Here is a 17,307-nt window from a genome sequence, read left to right on the forward strand (position 1 = left end):
GCCTGCATACTGCACGACCTTGCGTTCTTTTGGGGGATTACATGCTTCGATCTTTGCGCCTCGCTGCCTTGCTTGGCGGCCTGCTCCTGGCTGTGGCCGCTTCGGCGCGGGATATCGACGCCGCCAGCTATGGCTACCCCTTGACCAACCCGTTCGAAGCAACCATCGCCACCACGCCGCCGGAACAGCGCCCCACCCTGCCCGGCGATGACGAAATCAGCCAGTCCGACTACAGCCTCAACCTGCGCCCGGACCGTGAGTTCAGCCTGCCCGACAATTTCTGGGCCGTGAAAAAGCTCAAGTACCGCCTGGCCCGCCAGGACCGTGAAGCGCCACTGATCTTCATCATCGCCGGCACTGGCGCCCCCTATACCAGCAGCATCAACGAATACCTGAAGAAGCTGTTCTACCAGGCCGGCTTCCATGTGGTGCAGCTGTCCTCGCCCACCAGCTACGACTTCATGAGCGCCGCTTCACGCTTCGCCACCCCTGGCGTCAGCCAGGAAGACGCCGAAGACCTGTACCGGGTGATGCAGGCAGTGCGTGCCCAGCACCCGCGCCTGCCGGTCAGCGAGTTCTATCTCACCGGCTACAGCCTGGGGGCACTGGATGCCGCCTTTGTCAGCCACCTGGATGAAACCCGCCGCAGCTTCAACTTCAAGCGTGTACTGCTGCTGAACCCACCGGTCAACCTGTACACCTCGATCAACAACCTCGACAAACTGGTGCAAACCCAGGTCAAGGGCATCGATCGCAGTACCACATTCTATGAGTTGATGCTGGCCAAGCTGACCCGCTACTTCCAGGAAAAGGGCTACATCGACCTCAATGAGGCGCTGTTGTACGACTTCCAGCAGTCGCGCCAGCACCTGTCCAACGAACAGATGGCCATGCTGATCGGCACGTCGTTCCGCTTTTCCGCAGCCGACATCGCCTTTACCTCCGACCTGATCAACCGCCGCGGCCTGATCATTCCGCCGAAGTTCCCGATCACCGAGGGCAGCAGCCTCACGCCGTTCTTCAAGCGCGCGCTGCAGTGCGACTTCGATTGCTACATGACCGAGCAGGTCATCCCCATGTGGCGCGCCCGCACCGACGGCAACAGCATCCTGCAACTGGTCAACCAGGTGAGCCTGTATGCCCTCGAAGACTACCTGCGCAGCAGCGACAAGATCGCCGTGATGCACAACGCCGACGACGTCATCCTCGGCCCGGGCGACATCGGCTTCCTGCGCAAGGTGTTCGGCGACCGCCTGACCCTTTACCCCCACGGCGGCCATTGCGGCAACCTCAATTACCGCGTCAACAGTGACGCCATGCTGGAGTTCTTCCGTGGTTAACAAACTCCTCTTCGCCACTGCCCTGTTCGCCGCCGGCCATGCCCTGGCTGCCGAGACCGCCCCGCGGGCCAGCGTGATCGAGGCCGACCCGCAGGTCACCGCCGCGCCGCTGACGCCGGAAGCCGATGGTTTTACCGATCCGCTGCGCGAATTGAAATTCAACCCCGGGCTGGATCAGCGCGAGTTCGAGCGCTCCACCCTGGAGGCGCTGAACGTGTACGACCCGCTGGAGTCGATCAACCGGCGCATCTACCACTTCAACTACCGCCTCGACCAGTGGGTACTGCTGCCGCTGGTCAGCGGTTACCAGTACGTCACGCCGCGCTTCGTGCGTACCGGCGTGAGCAACTTCTTCAACAACCTGGGCGATGTGCCGAACCTGTTCAACAGCGTGTTGCAGCTCAAGGCCAAGCGCTCGGCGGAGATCACCGCGCGGCTGATGTTCAACACCATCATCGGCGTGGGTGGGCTGTGGGACCCTGCGACCAGGATGGGCCTGCCGCGCCAGAGCGAGGACTTTGGCCAGACCCTGGGCTTCTATGGGGTGCCGGATGGCCCGTACCTGATGCTGCCGGTGCTGGGGCCGTCGAACCTGCGCGATACCACCGGGCTGGTGGTGGACTATGCGGGCGAGCAGGCGATCAACTACCTGAACGTGGCCGAAGCCAGCAGCGACCACCCGGAAATCTTTGCCCTGCGCGTGGTGGACAAGCGCTATACCACCAACTTCCGCTACGGCCAGCTCAACTCGCCGTTCGAGTACGAGAAAGTGCGGTATGTGTATACCCAGGCGCGCAAGCTGCAGATAGCCGAATAACCCCCTGTCCCGGCGATGGGGCCAGAACCGGCAACATCAGATACCGAGGAACTGGCACAGCTCGCGCTTCTTGGCCAAGGCATCCCTGCGCCCCAGTTCGATCAGCTCGCTGCAATAGCTGGCCTCGAACAGCAGGTAACTCAACACCCCTGCACCACTGGTCCGGGTAGCCCCCGGCCCGCGCAGGAACAAGCGCAACGCCGCTGGCAACTCGCGCCGGTGGCGTGCGGCGATCTCGTCCAGCGGCTGGCTGGGCGCCACCACCAGCACGTCGATGGGCGCAAGCCCCAGGCGCCGGGCATCGAGATGCGCCGGCAACAGCCGGCTCAGGTGGTTGAGACGCTGCAGCAGTTCGATGTCGTCTTCCAGGCTGTCGATGAATGTGCTGTTGAGCATGTGCCCGCCAATCTGCGCCAGGCTCGGCTGCTGCCCGCTGAATATGCGCTGGGTTGGCAATGGCGGCGCTGGCCGCTGCGGGTTGCCGCTGACCCCGACCACCAGAACGCGGCTGGCGCCCAGGTGCAGGGCCGGGCTGATCGGCGCCGACTGGCGTACCGCGCCGTCACCGTAATACTCATCGCCAAGCTGCACCGGAGCGAACAGCAACGGGATAGCTGCGCTGGCCAGCAGATGCTCGATGGTCAGAGGCGCCGGCATGCCGATGCGGCGGTGACGCAACCAGGCCTCGATGGTGCCGCGGCCCTGATAGAAGGTCACCGCCTGGCCGGACTCATAGCCGAATGCGGTCACCGCGACGGCCCGCAATTGTTCGGCAGCCAGGGAATGCGCGATCCCGTCCAGGTTCAGGTGCGACTGCAGAAGGTTGCGCAGTGGGCTGCTGTCGAGCAACGCCACCGGCCCCGGGCGGCCCAGGCCCAGCAGGTTGTGGGCAACGAAGCGACTGGCCTGGCGGACCACGCCAGGCCAGTCGCTGCGGATGACCAGGTGGCTGCGGAAGTTCTGCCAGAACGCCGTGAGCTTCTGCACGGTGTCATGGAAGTGGGTGGCGCCGCTGGCCAGGGTCACGGCGTTGATGGCGCCGGCAGAGGTACCGACGATGACCGGGAACGGGTTATGTGCGCCGGCCGGCAACAGCTCGGCGATGCCGGCCAGCACGCCGACCTGGTAGGCGGCACGGGCGCCGCCGCCAGAAAGGATAAGACCGGTTACCGGGGGTGGGGCCATACGAGTCCTTCCTGGAGTTGATGTGCTGTCAGCGCCGGCCCTTTCGCGGCTAAACCCGCTCCCACAGGTATTGCACAGCTTTCAAGGCCTGTGCAGAACCTGTGGGAGCGGGTTTACCCGCGAATAGGCCGGCACAGGCAAAGCAGGCTCAGCGGTTTTTCTTGTCATATAGCCGCGGTGCCCCTTCGGGCCGCGACTTGAAGCGCCGGTGCGCCCACAGGTACTGCTCGGGGCATTCACGCAACACGCGCTCGACCCACTGGTTGATGCGCAAACAGTCGGCCTCTTCGCTTTCGCCGGGGAAGTCTGCCAGCGGCGGGTGTATCACCAGACGATAGCCGCTGCCATCCTCCAGGCGCTTCTGGGTGAACGGGATCACCTGCGCCTTGCCCAGGCGGGCGAATTTGGTGGTGGCGGTCACCGTCGCTGCCGGGATGCCGAACAGCGGCACGAAGATGCTCTGCTTGGCGCCGTAGTCCTGGTCCGGTGCGTACCAGATCGCCCGGCCCGAACGCAGCAGCTTGAGCATGCCGCGCACATCCTCGCGCTCCACGGCCAGCGAGTCGAGGTTATGCCGCTCGCGGCCGCTGCGCTGAATGAAATCGAACAACGGGTTGCCATGTTCACGGTACATACCGTCGATAGTGTGCTGCTGGCCCAGCAGCGCGGCGCCGATTTCCAGCGTGGTGAAGTGCACCGCCATCAGGATGGCGCCCTGCCCCGCCTGCTCGGCGGCCTGCAGGTGCTCCAGCCCTTCGACATGCGCCAGGCGCGCCAGGCGTGCTTTCGGCCACCACCAGCTCATGGCCATTTCGAAGAAGGCGATGCCGGTGGAAGCGAAATTGGCCTTGAGCAGACGCTGCCGCTCGTCGACCGACAGCTCCGGGAAGCACAGCTCCAGGTTGCGCGCGGCAATGCGCCGCCGTTCACCGGCAAAGCGGTACATCACCGCCCCCAGCGCGGCACCGACCTTCAACAGGAGCCGATACGGCAGCTGGACCACCAGCCACAGCAGACCCAGGCCCAGCCACAGGCCCCAGAAACGCGGGTGAAGGAAATAGGGACGAAAACGCGGACGTTCCATTGAAGCTTCCGGAAAGACAAAGGCCGCGCATTCTACAACGGATCAGCGCATGTTGCGGGCAACCGGTCTTATCGTTATAAGTCAGGGCACTTTTTTCGCAACAAGCCGTCTATGCAGACCATGAGCCCAAACCACACACCCGACTCCGCCTCCGTGTTCCAGCTCAAGGGCAGCATGCTTGCCATTACCGTGCTGGAACTGGCGCGCAATGACCTTGAGGCCCTTGACCGCCAGCTGGCGGCCAAAGTCGCCCAGGCACCGAACTTCTTCAGCAACACGCCGCTGGTGCTGGCGCTGGACAAGCTGCCGGCCGACGTGGGCGCAATCGACCTGCCTGGCTTGATGCGGATCTGCCGCCACCACGGCCTGCGCACCCTGGCCATCCGCGCCAGCCGTATCGAGGACATTGCCGCCGCCATTGCCATCGACCTGCCGGTGCTGCCGCCGTCCGGTGCCCGCGAACGGCCGCTGGAGCCCGAGCCCGAGGTGAAGAAGCCCGAGCCGGCCCCGGTGCCGCCGCCGATCCTCGAACCCGAGGTGCGCCCGACCCGCATCATCACCGCGCCGGTGCGTGGCGGCCAGCAGATCTACGCCCAGGGCGGCGACCTGGTGGTGACCGCCTCGGTCAGCCCGGGGGCGGAACTTCTGGCCGATGGCAATATCCATGTGTACGGCGCCATGCGCGGCCGCGCCCTGGCCGGCATCAAGGGCAATACCAAGGCGCGTATCTTCTGCCAGCAGATGACCGCCGAAATGGTTTCCATCGCCGGCCAGTACAAGGTTTGCGAAGACCTGCGCCGCGACCCGCTGTGGGGCACTGGCGTGCAAGTCAGCCTGTCTGGCGACGTGTTGAACATCACCCGTCTTTAACGGATACTTGCCAGCATTTTTAGTGCAACTTTTTTGTCGTTGCCAATTATTTGTATTTTTGCAGGGACTTGCGTCCCGATTATTTTAGGGGTGAAACACCTTGGCCAAGATTCTCGTGGTTACTTCCGGCAAGGGGGGTGTGGGCAAGACCACCACCAGCGCCGCCATTGGTACCGGCCTCGCACTGCGTGGCCACAAGACCGTCATTGTCGACTTCGACGTAGGCCTGCGTAACCTCGACCTGATCATGGGCTGCGAACGCCGCGTGGTGTACGACTTCGTCAACGTGGTCAACGGCGAAGCCAACCTGCAGCAGGCCCTGATCAAGGACAAGCGCCTGGAGAACCTGTACGTGCTGGCGGCCAGCCAGACCCGTGACAAGGACGCGCTGACCCAGGAAGGCGTGGAAAAGGTGCTGATGGAGCTGAAGAAAGACTTCGACTTCGTCATCTGCGACTCGCCGGCCGGCATCGAGAAAGGTGCGCACCTGGCCATGTACTTCGCCGACGAAGCCATCGTGGTGACCAACCCCGAGGTTTCCTCGGTACGTGACTCCGACCGCATGCTGGGTATCCTGTCGAGCAAGTCGCGCCGCTCCGAGAACGGCGAAGAGCCGATCAAGGAACACCTGCTGATCACCCGCTACCACCCGGAGCGCGTGGAAAAGGGCGAAATGTTGAGCATCGCCGACGTCGAAGAGATCCTGGCGATCAAGCTCAAGGGCGTGATCCCCGAATCCCAGGCCGTGCTGAAGGCTTCCAACCAGGGTATCCCGGTCATCCTCGACGACCAGAGCGATGCCGGCCAGGCCTATAGCGATACCGTCGACCGTCTGCTGGGCAAAGAGAAGCCCCTGCGGTTCATCGAAGTGCCGAAGCAAGGATTCTTCGCGCGCCTGTTTGGAGGCAAGTAAACCATGAACCTTTTTGACTTCTTTCGTGGCAGACAGAAACAGACCAGCGCGTCGGTAGCGAAAGAGCGTCTACAGATCATCGTGGCGCACGAGCGCGGGCAACGCAGCGAGCCGGACTACCTGCCAGCGCTGCAGAAGGAACTGCTGGAAGTAATCCGCAAGTATGTGAACATCGGCAACGACGACGTGCATATCGAACTGGAAAACCAGGGCAGCTGCTCGATTCTGGAGCTGAACATTACCTTGCCGGATCGCTGATTTCGCGACCAGGCCTGGATCATCGGGGCTGCTTTGCCGCCCATCGCCGGCAAGCCAGCTCCCACAGGGTTCGCGCTGTACCTGTGGGAGCTGGCTTGCCGGCGATGGGCGGCAAAGCGGCCCCAATGGTTTTCCCCGATTCAACCGAGACCAAGCAATGCCGCTGTCCAACATCCAGATCCTGCACCAAGACGACGCCATCCTGGTGATCAACAAACCGACCCTGCTGCTGTCGGTACCGGGCCGTGCCGAGGACAACAAGGACTGCCTGATCACCCGCCTGCAGGAAAACGGCTACCCCGATGCGCTGATCGTGCACCGCCTGGACTGGGAAACCTCCGGCATCATCCTGCTGGCCCGCGATGCCGACAGCCACCGTGAGCTGTCGCGCCAGTTCCATGATCGCGAAACCGAAAAGGCCTACACCGCACTGTGCTGGGGCCAGCCGGCACTGGACAGCGGCAGCATCGACCTGCCACTGCGCTACGACCCGCCGACCAAGCCGCGCCATGTGGTAGACCACGAGCTGGGCAAGCACGCGTTGACGTTCTGGCGCATCATCGAGCGCTGTGGCAATCATTGCCGGGTCGAGCTGACGCCGATTACCGGGCGCTCGCACCAGTTGCGCGTGCACATGCTGTCGATCGGGCACCCGCTGCTGGGCGACCGCCTGTATGCCAACCCCGAGGCGCTGGCGGCCCATGAGCGGCTGTGCCTGCATGCGTCGATGCTGAGCTTTACCCACCCGGTTTCCGGGGCGCGGATGAAGTTCGAGTGCCCGGCGCCGTTCTGATCTTGTATCGCCTTTACCGGCCTCTTCGCGGCTAAAGCCGCTCCCACAGGTACTGCACGGCCCTTGAAAGCGGTGCGGTCCTTGTGGGAGCGGCTTTAGCCGCGAAGAGGCAGACACAAATTGTCGACCCAATACGCTAAACTCGCGCCACTGCTGTCTGGAGTGAGCTATGCGCGACGCACTGAATTCTGGCCTGATCGACTTCCTCAAGGCCTCCCCTACGCCCTTCCACGCCACCGCCAGCCTGGCCCAGCGCCTGGAAGCTGCCGGCTACCAGCGCCTGGACGAACGCGACAGCTGGGCCACCGTGCCTGGCGGCCGCTACTACCTCACCCGTAACGACTCGTCGATCATCGCCATCAAGCTGGGCAAGCAAGCGCCGCTGCTGAACGGCATCCGCATGGTCGGCGCGCACACCGACAGCCCGTGCCTGCGGGTCAAACCGCAGCCCGAGCTGCAGCGCCAGGGTTTCCTGCAACTGGGCGTCGAAGTGTATGGCGGCGCGCTGCTGGCGCCATGGTTCGACCGCGACCTGTCGCTGGCTGGCCGGGTCACCTACCGCCGTGACGGCAAGGTCGAAAGCCAGTTGATCGACTTCAAGCTGCCGATCGCGATCATCCCCAACCTGGCCATCCACCTCAACCGCACCGCCAACGAAGGCTGGGCGATCAACCCGCAGAACGAACTGCCGCCGATCCTGGCCCAGGTGGCCGGTGACGAGCGCATCGACTTCCGCGCCCTGCTCACCGAGCAGCTGGCCCGCGAGCATGAACTGATCGCCGACGTGGTGCTGGATTACGAGCTGAGCTTCTACGACACCCAGGATGCCGCGCTGGTCGGCCTCAACGGTGACTTCATCGCCGGCGCCCGCCTGGACAACCTGTTGTCGTGCTACGCCGGCCTGCAGGCCCTGCTGGCTGCGGACAGCGATGAAACCTGCGTGCTGGTGTGCAACGACCACGAAGAAGTGGGCAGCTGCTCGGCCTGCGGCGCCGACGGCCCGATGCTGGAGCAAACCCTGCAGCGCCTGCTGCCGGATGGCGATGCCTACGTGCGCACCATCCAGCGCTCGCTGATGGTGTCGGCCGACAACGCCCACGGCGTGCACCCCAACTACGCCGACAAGCATGACGGCAACCACGGGCCCAAGCTCAATGCCGGGCCGGTGATCAAGGTCAACAACAACCAGCGCTACGCCACCAACAGCGAAACCGCCGGGTTCTTCCGCCACCTGTGCATGGCCGAGGAAGTGCCGGTGCAGAGCTTCGTGGTGCGCAGCGACATGGGCTGCGGCTCGACCATCGGCCCGATCACCGCCAGCCACCTGGGCGTACGTACGGTGGATATCGGCCTGCCGACCTTTGCCATGCACTCGATTCGCGAACTGTGCGGCAGCCATGACCTGGCGCACCTGGTGAAGGTACTGACGGCGTTCTACCGCAGCCGCGAACTGCCGTGATCCTCGGCAGGGCCCGCCTCGAGTGCCGGGGCGGGCTCTGTTTTCGACGGGTCAAGCAGGGCTTCCAGGTTGAGGCGGCCTTTGGGGTCCCAGTTGATGTATTTCCACAGCGAGAAATTTTCGGGGAGGCTGCCCTGCTCTCTTTCGGCACGCGCGAGCCGGGCGGCAACTTTGTCACGCTCGTCAGTTGGGTAGTTAAGGCGTTCGACGGGGGTGATGCTGTCGAGGAACTCGAGGTAACCCTTGATCAAGGGACGGTCATCTCCCGTGTTGTTCGCATACTCTATGAGCCTTGAGAAGTAGAGTCGATCCATATTGTATTTGGCACGTGAAGCCGCATAGCGCTCTTCTTTCGTATAGTTTTGCTCATCAATTTCGATTGCCGCCAAGTCATCTCGCCGCATGCCCCAGAATGGATTTTTGTCAAACTCCATCTCGACATCAGTCAGTTTCTCAATCGACGCTAGATACTCAAGCGTTTTGCCAAAACGTTCGGCTTCTGCTGGGCCGTAGTGCACAGGCGGTTGAATCCGCTTGAAGTTCTCTTCACCTAAGGCACGGTATTCATTTCCAACTTGATTCCCAAGCCCCCCCGCTCCATAGGTACGAGCATGGAGTGCCCAAACTTCATTTTTATCGTTGGCCGCGGCCAAGGCCTCTGTCGACAAGCTGACTTGACCTCGCCGTTCTGGCAAAGCCTCAGGCTTAGACTCAGCAGATCGAGAATCAACAGGTTGACGCATCAGCGGGGCAGAAGCGATGGGAGCCAGTTTCATGGATAACCCTCTAGTTCAGAGGGCACCTCTATGAGGTGCCCTAGGCGGTTTACTGAATAGTGAAGCGAACCGTATAGTCATACGGCATTTGTGCGGAGATCTTTTCTATTTTTACCGTGCAACTAGCCCGAGTTGAACCTATTGAGGCAGCATCTTTCTTCCAGCTCGGTATATAGCTTGGCGGCGGCGCGCTGTGCGATACCGAAAACCGGCATTTTTTACTGCCCGATGTATAAACGAAGCGCATGCCAGAGACCGAGTCAGCGTAGCTGGTGACCCGGAATGTCCCAGTATTTGCTGGCGAAACCTCTGCAAACATCGGGCTCGCACTGCCTGTCAAATGCTCATATGTGAACGTGGCTACTGCGGCGGTCTTGTTATCAACAATAACCGTTGCAACATTATTAGCCGCTTGGGCACTCACGCTCACCATTACTGCACACAAGGCGAACAGTGCGCTACCAGCCCCTTTATTTCCAAACATAGCTATTCCTCTACAATCCCCACGCGTTCCGTGGTGAAATCTGTATCGGCCCCACCCAAATTTTCTATGTAGGAAAGTGGTCTGACTAGTGCGTAGGAAAAACCCACTACAACTTCAAGTCAATCAAACTCCAAACATCATAAATATTCCGTGACGCAGATCAGCCCCCCGTGCCAGCCTCGAGCTATGCTTCATATACAACCCTGTCATCGCAGAAGGACCACTGCCATGTCCCCGTTCCTTTCCTTGTTCGTGCCGGTGTTCCTGTTCCTGTTGCTGCTGACCGTCGGCTTCAGCCTGCGCGAGCGCAACCTCGGCGTGGTAATGATGTGGGTCGGCACACTGGGCATCTTCGGCCTCACCTGCTGGAAGATCCTGGAGCAGCTGCCGTCATAAACCTCTACACTCGGTCAATCGTTTGACCTGAGGTAGTTTTACCCGTGCCCGCCTTCCTGCGTTGCCTGTTCCTGCTGCTGTTGCTGTTCATCCCTCCAGTACAAGCCGCCGGCCTGCCGGGCCTGCTTGGCGGTAGCGCGCCAGCCCAAGCGGAAGCCACCGAACCGCTGGGCAAGTCGCTGGACGAGGTGATCAAGAACCTGGAAAACGACCAGCAGCGGGCCAAGCTGCTGGCCGACCTGAAAAAGCTGCGCGATGCCACCCAACAATCGCAACCCAACGTCGAACAAGGCGTGCTCGGCCTGATCGGCGGCGCCCTGCATGATCTCGAAAAACAGTTCAGCGGCGATGCCAGCCCGTTCCACCGTTGGGCTGCGGAAATCGAACAGGCCCAGGCCGAACTGGCCGAGCTGGTGGTGCCGGTGCACCAGTGGCCGGCTATCCTGTTCGGCTTCGCTGCAGTCATCGCCGTATGGAGCGTGCTGGCCTATGCTTTCAACTGGGTCGGCCACCGGGTACGCCTGCGCTTTGGCTTGAGCGAGGAGCTGCCGCAGCATCCCCGCACCTGGGACCTGGTGCGCTTTGCCCTGCGCAAACTGGGCCCGTGGCTGGTGGCGCTGGTGTTTACCGTGTACCTGAGCTTCGTGCTGCCGCCGTCGCTGGGCAAATCGCTGGCCATGGTGCTGGCCTATGCGTTGGTGGTGGGCACCTGCTTCTCGGCGATCTGCGTGATCGCCTTTTCGCTGCTCGACGGCCCGCACCGCCACCGCGCCCTGTACATCCTGCGCCACCAGGCATTCCGCCCACTGTGGCTGATCGGCAGTTTCGCCGCGTTTGGCGAGGCGATGAGCGACCCACGCCTGACGGTCGCCCTCGGCACCCACCTGGCGCATGCCCTGGCGACCTTGGCCAATGTGATTGCGGCGCTGTGCACCGGGCTGTTCATCCTGCGCTTTCGCCGGCCCATTGCCCATCTGATCCGCAACCAGCCGCTGTCACGGCGCCTGACCCGGCGCACCCTCAGCGACACCATCGAAATCCTCGGCAGCTTCTGGTTCGTGCCGGCGCTGATCCTGGTGGCCATCTCGCTGTTCGCCACCTTCGTTTCTGCCGGCGACACCAGCACTGCCCTGCGCCAGTCGCTGATGTGCACCGTGCTGGTAGTGGTGTGCATGGTGCTCAACGGCCTGGTGCGCCGCCATGCCGCCAACCCCAAGCGGGCCACCAAGCGCCAGGCGGTGTACGCCGAACGCCTGCGCAATTTTGCCTACCTGCTGGTGCACCTGTTCATCTGGCTGGTGTTCATCGAACTGGGCCTGCGCGTGTGGGGCCTGTCGATGATCAGCTTCGCCGAAGGCGAAGGCCACGACATAAGCCTGCGCCTGCTCGGCCTGGCCGGCACGCTGATCGTCGCCTGGCTGGTATGGATCCTCGCCGACACCACCGTGCACCACGCCCTGGTGCGTTCGCGCCGAGGCCTGGCCAACGCCCGTGCGCAAACCATGATGCCGTTGATCCGCAACGTGATGTTCGTGGTCATTTTCATCATCGCGGTCATCGTCGCCCTGGCCAACATGGGCATGAACGTCACCCCGCTGCTGGCCGGTGCCGGGGTGATCGGCCTGGCCATCGGTTTTGGCGCGCAATCGCTGGTGGCCGACCTGATCACCGGGCTGTTCATCATTATCGAAGACTCGCTGGCCATCGATGACTACGTGGATGTCGGCGGCCACCTGGGCACGGTCGAAGGGCTGACCATCCGTACCGTACGCCTGCGCGATATCGACGGCATCGTGCATACCATCCCGTTCAGCGAGATCAAGAGCATCAAGAACTACTCGCGCGAGTTCGGCTACGCGATCTTCCGCGTGGCGATCCCGTACAGCATGAACATCGACCAGGCGATCAGCCTGGTTCGCGAGGTGGGGCAGAAGCTGCGCAACGACCCGCTGATGCGCCGCAACATCTGGTCGCCACTGGAACTGCAGGGCGTGGAGAGCTTCGAGTCGGGGTCGGCGATCCTGCGGGCGCGGTTCAAGACCGCGCCGATCAAGCAGTGGGAGGTGTCGCGGGCATTCAACCTGGCATTGAAACGGCAGCTGGACGAGGCCGGGCTGGACCTGGCGACGCCGCGCCTGTCGGTGCAGGTGGTGACGGCCGGGGGTGGCGGGATGGCAGAGGGTAGCACCGCATCGAACTAGGGCCGCTTCGTGCCCCATCGCGACACCAGGTACCCTGCTCACCCGGCCTGGGCACGAATGCGGATGGCATCATGCCGCCAATACTCCAGGTCGCAGTCGATCAGGTTTCCATGCTGGTCGCTGTTGACCCGGGTGATATGCAACCCGGGGCTGCCCGCCGACACTTTCAACGCACTGGCCGCCTCCACCGGCAACGCCGTCGGCCAGATCTCGAAGCACACCTGCCCATACTGGATGCCATACACCCGCCCATAGATCTCGGTCAGCGACTGGGCCAGGTCCTGTTCGAGGATCGCCGGGAAATAACGCGGATTGAGGTAGTGCTCGGCATACAGCACCGCTCGCCCGTCGATCCGCCGCAACCGGCATATGCGCACCACACTGGACAATGCCGGCAACTGCAAGCGTGCGCAAATGGCGGCCGAGGCCGGCTGCAGCCGCGCGGACAGCAATTCGGTACTCGCCACCCGCCCTTGGTCACGCACCATGGCGTGGAAGTGGCTACGCTGGATCAGGTCGTAGGTCAGGCGCTCGGGCGCAACAAACCAGCCGCGCCGCTCTTCGCGGTAGATCAGCCCCTGGGCTTCCAGCTGCACCAACGCTTCACGCAGGGTGATGCGTGTGGTGTCGAACACCTCGCTGAGCCTGCGTTCAGCCGGCAGCTTGCCGCCCGGCGCCAACAGGCCGTGCTCGATCTGCTCCTGCAGGGCATGACAGATGGCTGTTACCGCTCGCGGTGGCATCGACTGCATCAAAAGTTACCTATCTGGACTAGTCCAGCCCCATGACGGGGCACCTGGAGAATAGTGCAAGCCTAGGCAGGGCTGATGAACATCCTGTGACAAAGCCGCACCAGGCACATTGCCAGAATCGGGCCAGCCCCGCAAAACCGGGGACTGAGCATGGTCTACGCTGTAATGCCAGGAACCCGCTTATACCTGCAAGGGTATTGCCCTACATCAAATTGTCACGCAAGCAGCCTACCTTGGCTCAAGGTTTGCTGACCTAGACCAAGGGTCTCAGGCAACGACTTTGTTCATAACAACGATTCGCAAAGGCACTCACCCAAAGGAGCTTCGGATGAAAAAGTTCTTCATGGCGTCACTGCTCGGTTCGACCATCGCCCTGTGCACCACGGCCATGGCCGCCGGAACCGACCTCAAGGCCCTGGAAGACGCGGCCCGCAAGGAAGGTAACGTCAACAGCGTGGGCATGCCCGATGCCTGGGCCAACTGGAAAGGCACCTGGGAAGACCTGGCCAGCAAGTACGGCCTCAAGCACAGCGACACCGACATGAGCTCGGCCCAGGAGATTGCCAAGTTCGAAGCCGAGAAGGACAACGCCAGCGCCGACATCGGCGACGTAGGCGCCGCGTTCGGCCCGATCGCCGTGACCAAGGGCGTGAGCCAGCCCTACAAACCCAGCACCTGGGACCAGGTACCGGCGTGGGCCAAGGACAAGGACGGCCACTGGGCACTGGCCTATACCGGCACCATCGCCTTCATCATCAACAAGGATTTGGTCAAGGAAAGCGAGCGCCCGAAAACCTGGCATGACCTGGAAAAAGGCAAGTACAAGGTCGCCATCGGCGATGTCGGTACTGCCGCCCAGGCCGCCAACGGCGTGCTGGCCGCCGCCATCGCCTACAAGGGCGACGAGAGCAACGTCGCGCCGGGCTTGCAGCTGTTCACCAAGCTGGCCCAGCAGAAGCGCCTGTCGCTGGCCAACCCGACCATCCAGACGCTGGAGAAGGGCGAGGTTGAGGTCGGCGTGGTATGGGACTTCAACGGCCTGAGTTACCGCGAACAGATCGACCCCAAGCGTTTCGAAGTGTTGATCCCGTCGGACGGCTCGGTGATCTCCGGCTATACCACCATCATCAACAAGTATGCCAAGCACCCCAATGCAGCCAAGCTGACGCGTGAATACATCTTCAGCGATGCCGGGCAGATCAACCTGGCCAAAGGGCATGCGCGACCGATCCGTGCCGAGCACCTGAAGCTGCCGGACGATGTCCAGGCCAAGCTGCTGCCCAACGAGCAGTACAAGGCGGCGCAGCCGATCAAGAATGCCGAAGCGTGGGAAGCGACCTCGAAGAAGCTGCCGCAGATGTGGCAGGAGCAGGTGATCATCGAGATGGAGTAAGGGGCTGGTTTATCTGGCACCTGGGCGGGCCCTTTCGCGGGAGACCCGCTCCCACAGGTACAGCGCACACCTCAAGGCTGGCGCAGAGCCCTGTGGGAGCGGGCAAGCCCGCAAAGAAGCCAACGCGGTTTTTGACTGGAGTCACCATGCAACACAACGTCATCCTGGTCCTGCTCGACGGCCTCAACTATCAGGTCGCCCACCATGCCATGGGCCATCTGCATGCCTATGTCGAGGCCGACCGCGCCGCGCTGTACCGCGTGGAATGCGAGCTGCCATCGCTGTCACGGCCGCTGTACGAGTGCATACTCACCGGCGTACCGCCGATCGACAGCGGCATCGTGCACAACAAGGTCAGCCGCCTGTCCAGCCAGCGCAGCGTGTTCCACTACGCCCGCGAAGCCAACCTGGGCACTGCCGCGGCGGCCTACCACTGGATAAGCGAGCTGTACAACCGCTCGCCCTTCGACCCACAGCGCGACCGCCATACCCACGCACCCAAGCTGCCGATCCAGCACGGGCTGTTCTACTGGGACGACCGCTACCCCGATTCGCACCTGCTGGCCGATGGCGAATACCTGCGCCGTCGTCATACCCCCAACTTCCTGCTGGTGCACCCGATGAGCATCGACGATGTCGGCCACCATCACGGCCTGGACAGCAGCCAGTACCGCAATGCCGCACGCAGCGCAGACATCCTGCTGGCTGACTACTTGCCGGGCTGGCTCGCAGAGGGTTACCAGGTGCTGGTCACCGCCGACCACGGCATGAACAACGACCGCTCGCACAACGGCCTGCTCGCCGAGGAGCGCGAAGTACCGCTGTTCGTCTTCGGCGATGCCTTCAGCCTGGACCCGGCAGCCAAACCGCTGCAGACCGAGCTGTGCGGGACAATCTGCGAGCTGCTTGGCGCGCCACATGACAAGAGCGTCTGCCGGGAGTTGCTGAAGTGATTGCATCCAAGCGCAGCAGCAACCGTGGCCGCTACCTGGCCCTGCTCTGCCTGCTACCGTTCGCCGTGTTCTTCGTCATCTTCCAGATCGCCCCGCTGGCCTGGGTGGCGATCAACAGCCTGCAATCGGAAGCGGGCTGGGGCGTGGACAACTTCAGCAAGGTGTTCGCCTCGAAGTTCTACCTGCAGGCCCTGCAACGCAGCCTGGAGATCAGCTTCTGGTCGAGCCTGTTCGGTATCGTCATTGCCACCCTCGGCGCCTACTCGCTACGCCAGGTGGACTCGAAGCTGCGCGACTTCGTCAGCGCCTTCGCCAACATGACCAGCAACTTCGCCGGGGTGCCGCTGGCCTTCGCCTTCATCATCCTGCTCGGCTTCAACGGCGCGTTGACCTTGCTGCTGAAGCAGGCCGGCCTGCTGGAAGATTTCAGCATCTACTCCAAGAGCGGGCTGATCCTGGTGTACACCTACTTCCAGATCCCGCTTGGCGTGCTGCTGCTGTACCCGGCGTTCGACGCCCTGCGTGAAGACTGGCGCGAGTCCGCCGCGCTGCTGGGTGCCAGCCACTGGCAATTCTGGCGGCACATCGGCCTGCCGGTGCTGACCCCGGCACTGCTGGGCACCTTCGTCATCCTGCTGGCCAATGCCCTCGGTGCCTACGCCACCGTGTACGCGCTGACCACCGGCAATTTCAACGTACTGCCGATCCGCATCGCTGGCCTGGTGGCCGGGGACATCAGCCTCGACCCCAACCTGGCCAGCGCCCTGGCCATGGTCCTGGTAGGGCTGATGACGCTGGTCACGGTGGTGCATCAATGGCTGCTGAAAAGGAGCTACCATGCACGCTGACACCCGTTCCGGCGGCTGGTACCACCGCGCCGTGGTCTACCTGCTGTTCCTCATCCTGCTGTTGCCTCTGGCCGGCACCCTGCTCTACTCGCTGGCCACCAGCTGGTCGGCCAGCCTGCTGCCCAGCGGGCTGACCTTCAAGTGGTACCTCGCGCTGTGGAGCGAGCCACGCTTCCTGGCCGCCTTTGCCCAGTCATTGCTGGTGTGCATCGGCGCACTGCTGCTGTCGGTGGTGCTGATCCTGCCGCTGCTGTTCGTGGTGCACTACCACTTCCCCAGGCTCGACGCGCTGATGAACATCCTCATCCTGCTGCCGTTCGCGGTACCGCCGGTGGTGTCGTCGGTGGGGTTGCTGCAGCTGTACGGCAGCGGGCCCATGGCGATGGTCGGCACGCCCTGGATCCTGATCGGCTGCTATTTCACCATCGCCCTGCCGTTCATGTACCGGGCCATCACCAACAACCTGCAGGCGATCAACCTGCGCGACCTGATGGACGCCGCCCAACTGCTCGGTGCCAGCACCTGGCAGGCGGCGCTGCTGGTGGTGCTGCCCAACCTGCGCAAGGGCCTGATGGTAGCCCTGCTGCTGTCGTTCTCGTTCCTGTTCGGCGAATTCGTGTTTGCCAACCTGCTGGTCGGCACCCGCTACGAAACCTTGCAGGTATACCTGAACAACATGCGTAACAGCAGCGGCCATTTCAACAGCGCGCTGGTGATCTCGTACTTCGCCTTCGTGCTGGTACTGACCTGGGTCGCCAACCGCCTGAACAAGGACAAGACCTGAC

Annotated in this window: 18 protein-coding genes; 13 read left to right on the forward strand and 5 right to left on the reverse strand. The window is 62.8% G+C overall.

Annotation, left to right across the window (positions count from 1 at the left end):
• The first annotated feature begins 41 nt into the window (after positions 1-41).
• Both HU760_RS22775 and HU760_RS22780 read left to right on the forward strand, forming a co-directional pair.
• Complete coding sequence (locus tag HU760_RS22775) at positions 42-1,340, forward strand: ferredoxin reductase domain-containing protein (RefSeq protein ID WP_186678181.1); 1,299 nt, start codon at positions 42-44, stop codon at positions 1,338-1,340.
• Positions 1,333-2,157 (forward strand): MlaA family lipoprotein, encoded by an 825-nt coding sequence (locus tag HU760_RS22780; RefSeq protein ID WP_186678184.1) that lies wholly within the window; start codon positions 1,333-1,335, stop codon positions 2,155-2,157. The genes HU760_RS22775 and HU760_RS22780 overlap by 8 nt, the downstream gene beginning before the upstream one ends.
• A gap of 36 nt (positions 2,158-2,193) precedes the next feature.
• Here the strand turns inward: HU760_RS22780 and HU760_RS22785 are convergent, their stop codons facing one another.
• On the reverse strand, positions 2,194-3,342 hold the full coding sequence (locus tag HU760_RS22785; protein ID WP_186678189.1) for a patatin-like phospholipase family protein: 1,149 nt from the start codon (positions 3,340-3,342) through the stop codon (positions 2,194-2,196).
• 148 nt (positions 3,343-3,490) lie between these two features.
• The gene (locus HU760_RS22790) at positions 3,491-4,426 is read right to left on the reverse strand and encodes a lipid A biosynthesis lauroyl acyltransferase (RefSeq protein ID WP_186678198.1); all 936 of its coding nucleotides are present in this window, start codon (positions 4,424-4,426) and stop codon (positions 3,491-3,493) included.
• A 111-nt stretch (positions 4,427-4,537) separates the two neighbouring features.
• Between HU760_RS22790 and minC the strand changes: the two genes are divergently transcribed.
• The 5 genes from minC (at position 4,538) to HU760_RS22815 (ending at position 8,719) form a co-directional block, all read left to right on the forward strand.
• Entirely contained in the window at positions 4,538-5,296 is a 759-nt protein-coding gene (gene minC, locus HU760_RS22795) for a septum site-determining protein MinC (RefSeq protein WP_186678201.1), read from the forward strand.
• 100 nt (positions 5,297-5,396) lie between these two features.
• Entirely contained in the window at positions 5,397-6,209 is an 813-nt protein-coding gene (gene minD, locus HU760_RS22800) for a septum site-determining protein MinD (RefSeq protein ID WP_016715526.1), read from the forward strand.
• A gap of 3 nt (positions 6,210-6,212) precedes the next feature.
• Positions 6,213-6,467 (forward strand): cell division topological specificity factor MinE, encoded by a 255-nt coding sequence (gene minE, locus HU760_RS22805; RefSeq protein ID WP_003252572.1) that lies wholly within the window; start codon positions 6,213-6,215, stop codon positions 6,465-6,467.
• Positions 6,468-6,624: 157 nt separating this feature from the next.
• On the forward strand, positions 6,625-7,260 hold the full coding sequence (locus HU760_RS22810) for an RluA family pseudouridine synthase (RefSeq protein WP_186678203.1): 636 nt from the start codon (positions 6,625-6,627) through the stop codon (positions 7,258-7,260).
• 169 nt (positions 7,261-7,429) lie between these two features.
• Entirely contained in the window at positions 7,430-8,719 is a 1,290-nt protein-coding gene (locus HU760_RS22815) for a M18 family aminopeptidase (protein ID WP_186678206.1), read from the forward strand.
• Here the strand turns inward: HU760_RS22815 and HU760_RS22820 are convergent.
• Positions 8,695-9,495, reverse strand: a complete 801-nt coding sequence (locus tag HU760_RS22820; protein ID WP_186678209.1) for a hypothetical protein — start codon at positions 9,493-9,495, stop codon at positions 8,695-8,697. The genes HU760_RS22815 and HU760_RS22820 overlap by 25 nt on opposite strands.
• A 49-nt stretch (positions 9,496-9,544) precedes the next feature.
• A complete protein-coding gene (locus HU760_RS22825) occupies positions 9,545-9,979 on the reverse strand; it encodes a hypothetical protein (protein WP_186678212.1) in 435 nt (144 codons plus the stop codon).
• A gap of 228 nt (positions 9,980-10,207) precedes the next feature.
• Between HU760_RS22825 and HU760_RS22830 the strand changes: the two genes are divergently transcribed.
• The gene (locus HU760_RS22830; protein WP_170028769.1) at positions 10,208-10,375 is read left to right on the forward strand and encodes a hypothetical protein; all 168 of its coding nucleotides are present in this window, start codon (positions 10,208-10,210) and stop codon (positions 10,373-10,375) included.
• 44 nt (positions 10,376-10,419) lie between these two features.
• Positions 10,420-12,576: a mechanosensitive ion channel family protein gene (locus HU760_RS22835; RefSeq protein WP_186678214.1), complete on the forward strand. Its 2,157-nt coding sequence runs from the start codon at positions 10,420-10,422 to the stop codon at positions 12,574-12,576.
• 38 nt (positions 12,577-12,614) lie between these two features.
• Here the strand turns inward: HU760_RS22835 and HU760_RS22840 are convergent, their stop codons facing one another.
• Positions 12,615-13,328 carry a UTRA domain-containing protein gene (locus HU760_RS22840; RefSeq protein ID WP_186678216.1) on the reverse strand — a complete coding sequence of 238 codons (714 nt, stop codon included), beginning with the start codon at positions 13,326-13,328 and terminating at the stop codon, positions 12,615-12,617.
• Positions 13,329-13,656: 328 nt separating this feature from the next.
• Here HU760_RS22840 and HU760_RS22845 point away from each other — a divergent pair, with 328 nt between their 5' ends.
• The 4 genes from HU760_RS22845 to HU760_RS22860 all read left to right on the forward strand — a co-directional run bounded on the left by HU760_RS22845 (position 13,657) and on the right by HU760_RS22860 (position 17,306).
• Positions 13,657-14,721 carry an ABC transporter substrate-binding protein gene (locus HU760_RS22845; protein WP_186678219.1) on the forward strand — a complete coding sequence of 355 codons (1,065 nt, stop codon included), beginning with the start codon at positions 13,657-13,659 and terminating at the stop codon, positions 14,719-14,721.
• 146 nt (positions 14,722-14,867) lie between these two features.
• Positions 14,868-15,674 carry an alkaline phosphatase family protein gene (locus HU760_RS22850; RefSeq protein ID WP_186678222.1) on the forward strand — a complete coding sequence of 269 codons (807 nt, stop codon included), beginning with the start codon at positions 14,868-14,870 and terminating at the stop codon, positions 15,672-15,674.
• Positions 15,671-16,522: an ABC transporter permease gene (locus HU760_RS22855; protein WP_186678224.1), complete on the forward strand. Its 852-nt coding sequence runs from the start codon at positions 15,671-15,673 to the stop codon at positions 16,520-16,522. Before HU760_RS22850 ends, HU760_RS22855 begins: the two co-directional genes overlap by 4 nt.
• Complete coding sequence (locus HU760_RS22860) at positions 16,512-17,306, forward strand: ABC transporter permease (RefSeq protein WP_186678226.1); 795 nt, start codon at positions 16,512-16,514, stop codon at positions 17,304-17,306. The genes HU760_RS22855 and HU760_RS22860 overlap by 11 nt, the downstream gene beginning before the upstream one ends.
• The last annotated feature ends 1 nt before the right edge of the window (position 17,307 follow it).

Source organism: Pseudomonas oryzicola, assembly GCF_014269185.2.
GTDB lineage: Bacteria > Pseudomonadota > Gammaproteobacteria > Pseudomonadales > Pseudomonadaceae > Aquipseudomonas > Aquipseudomonas oryzicola.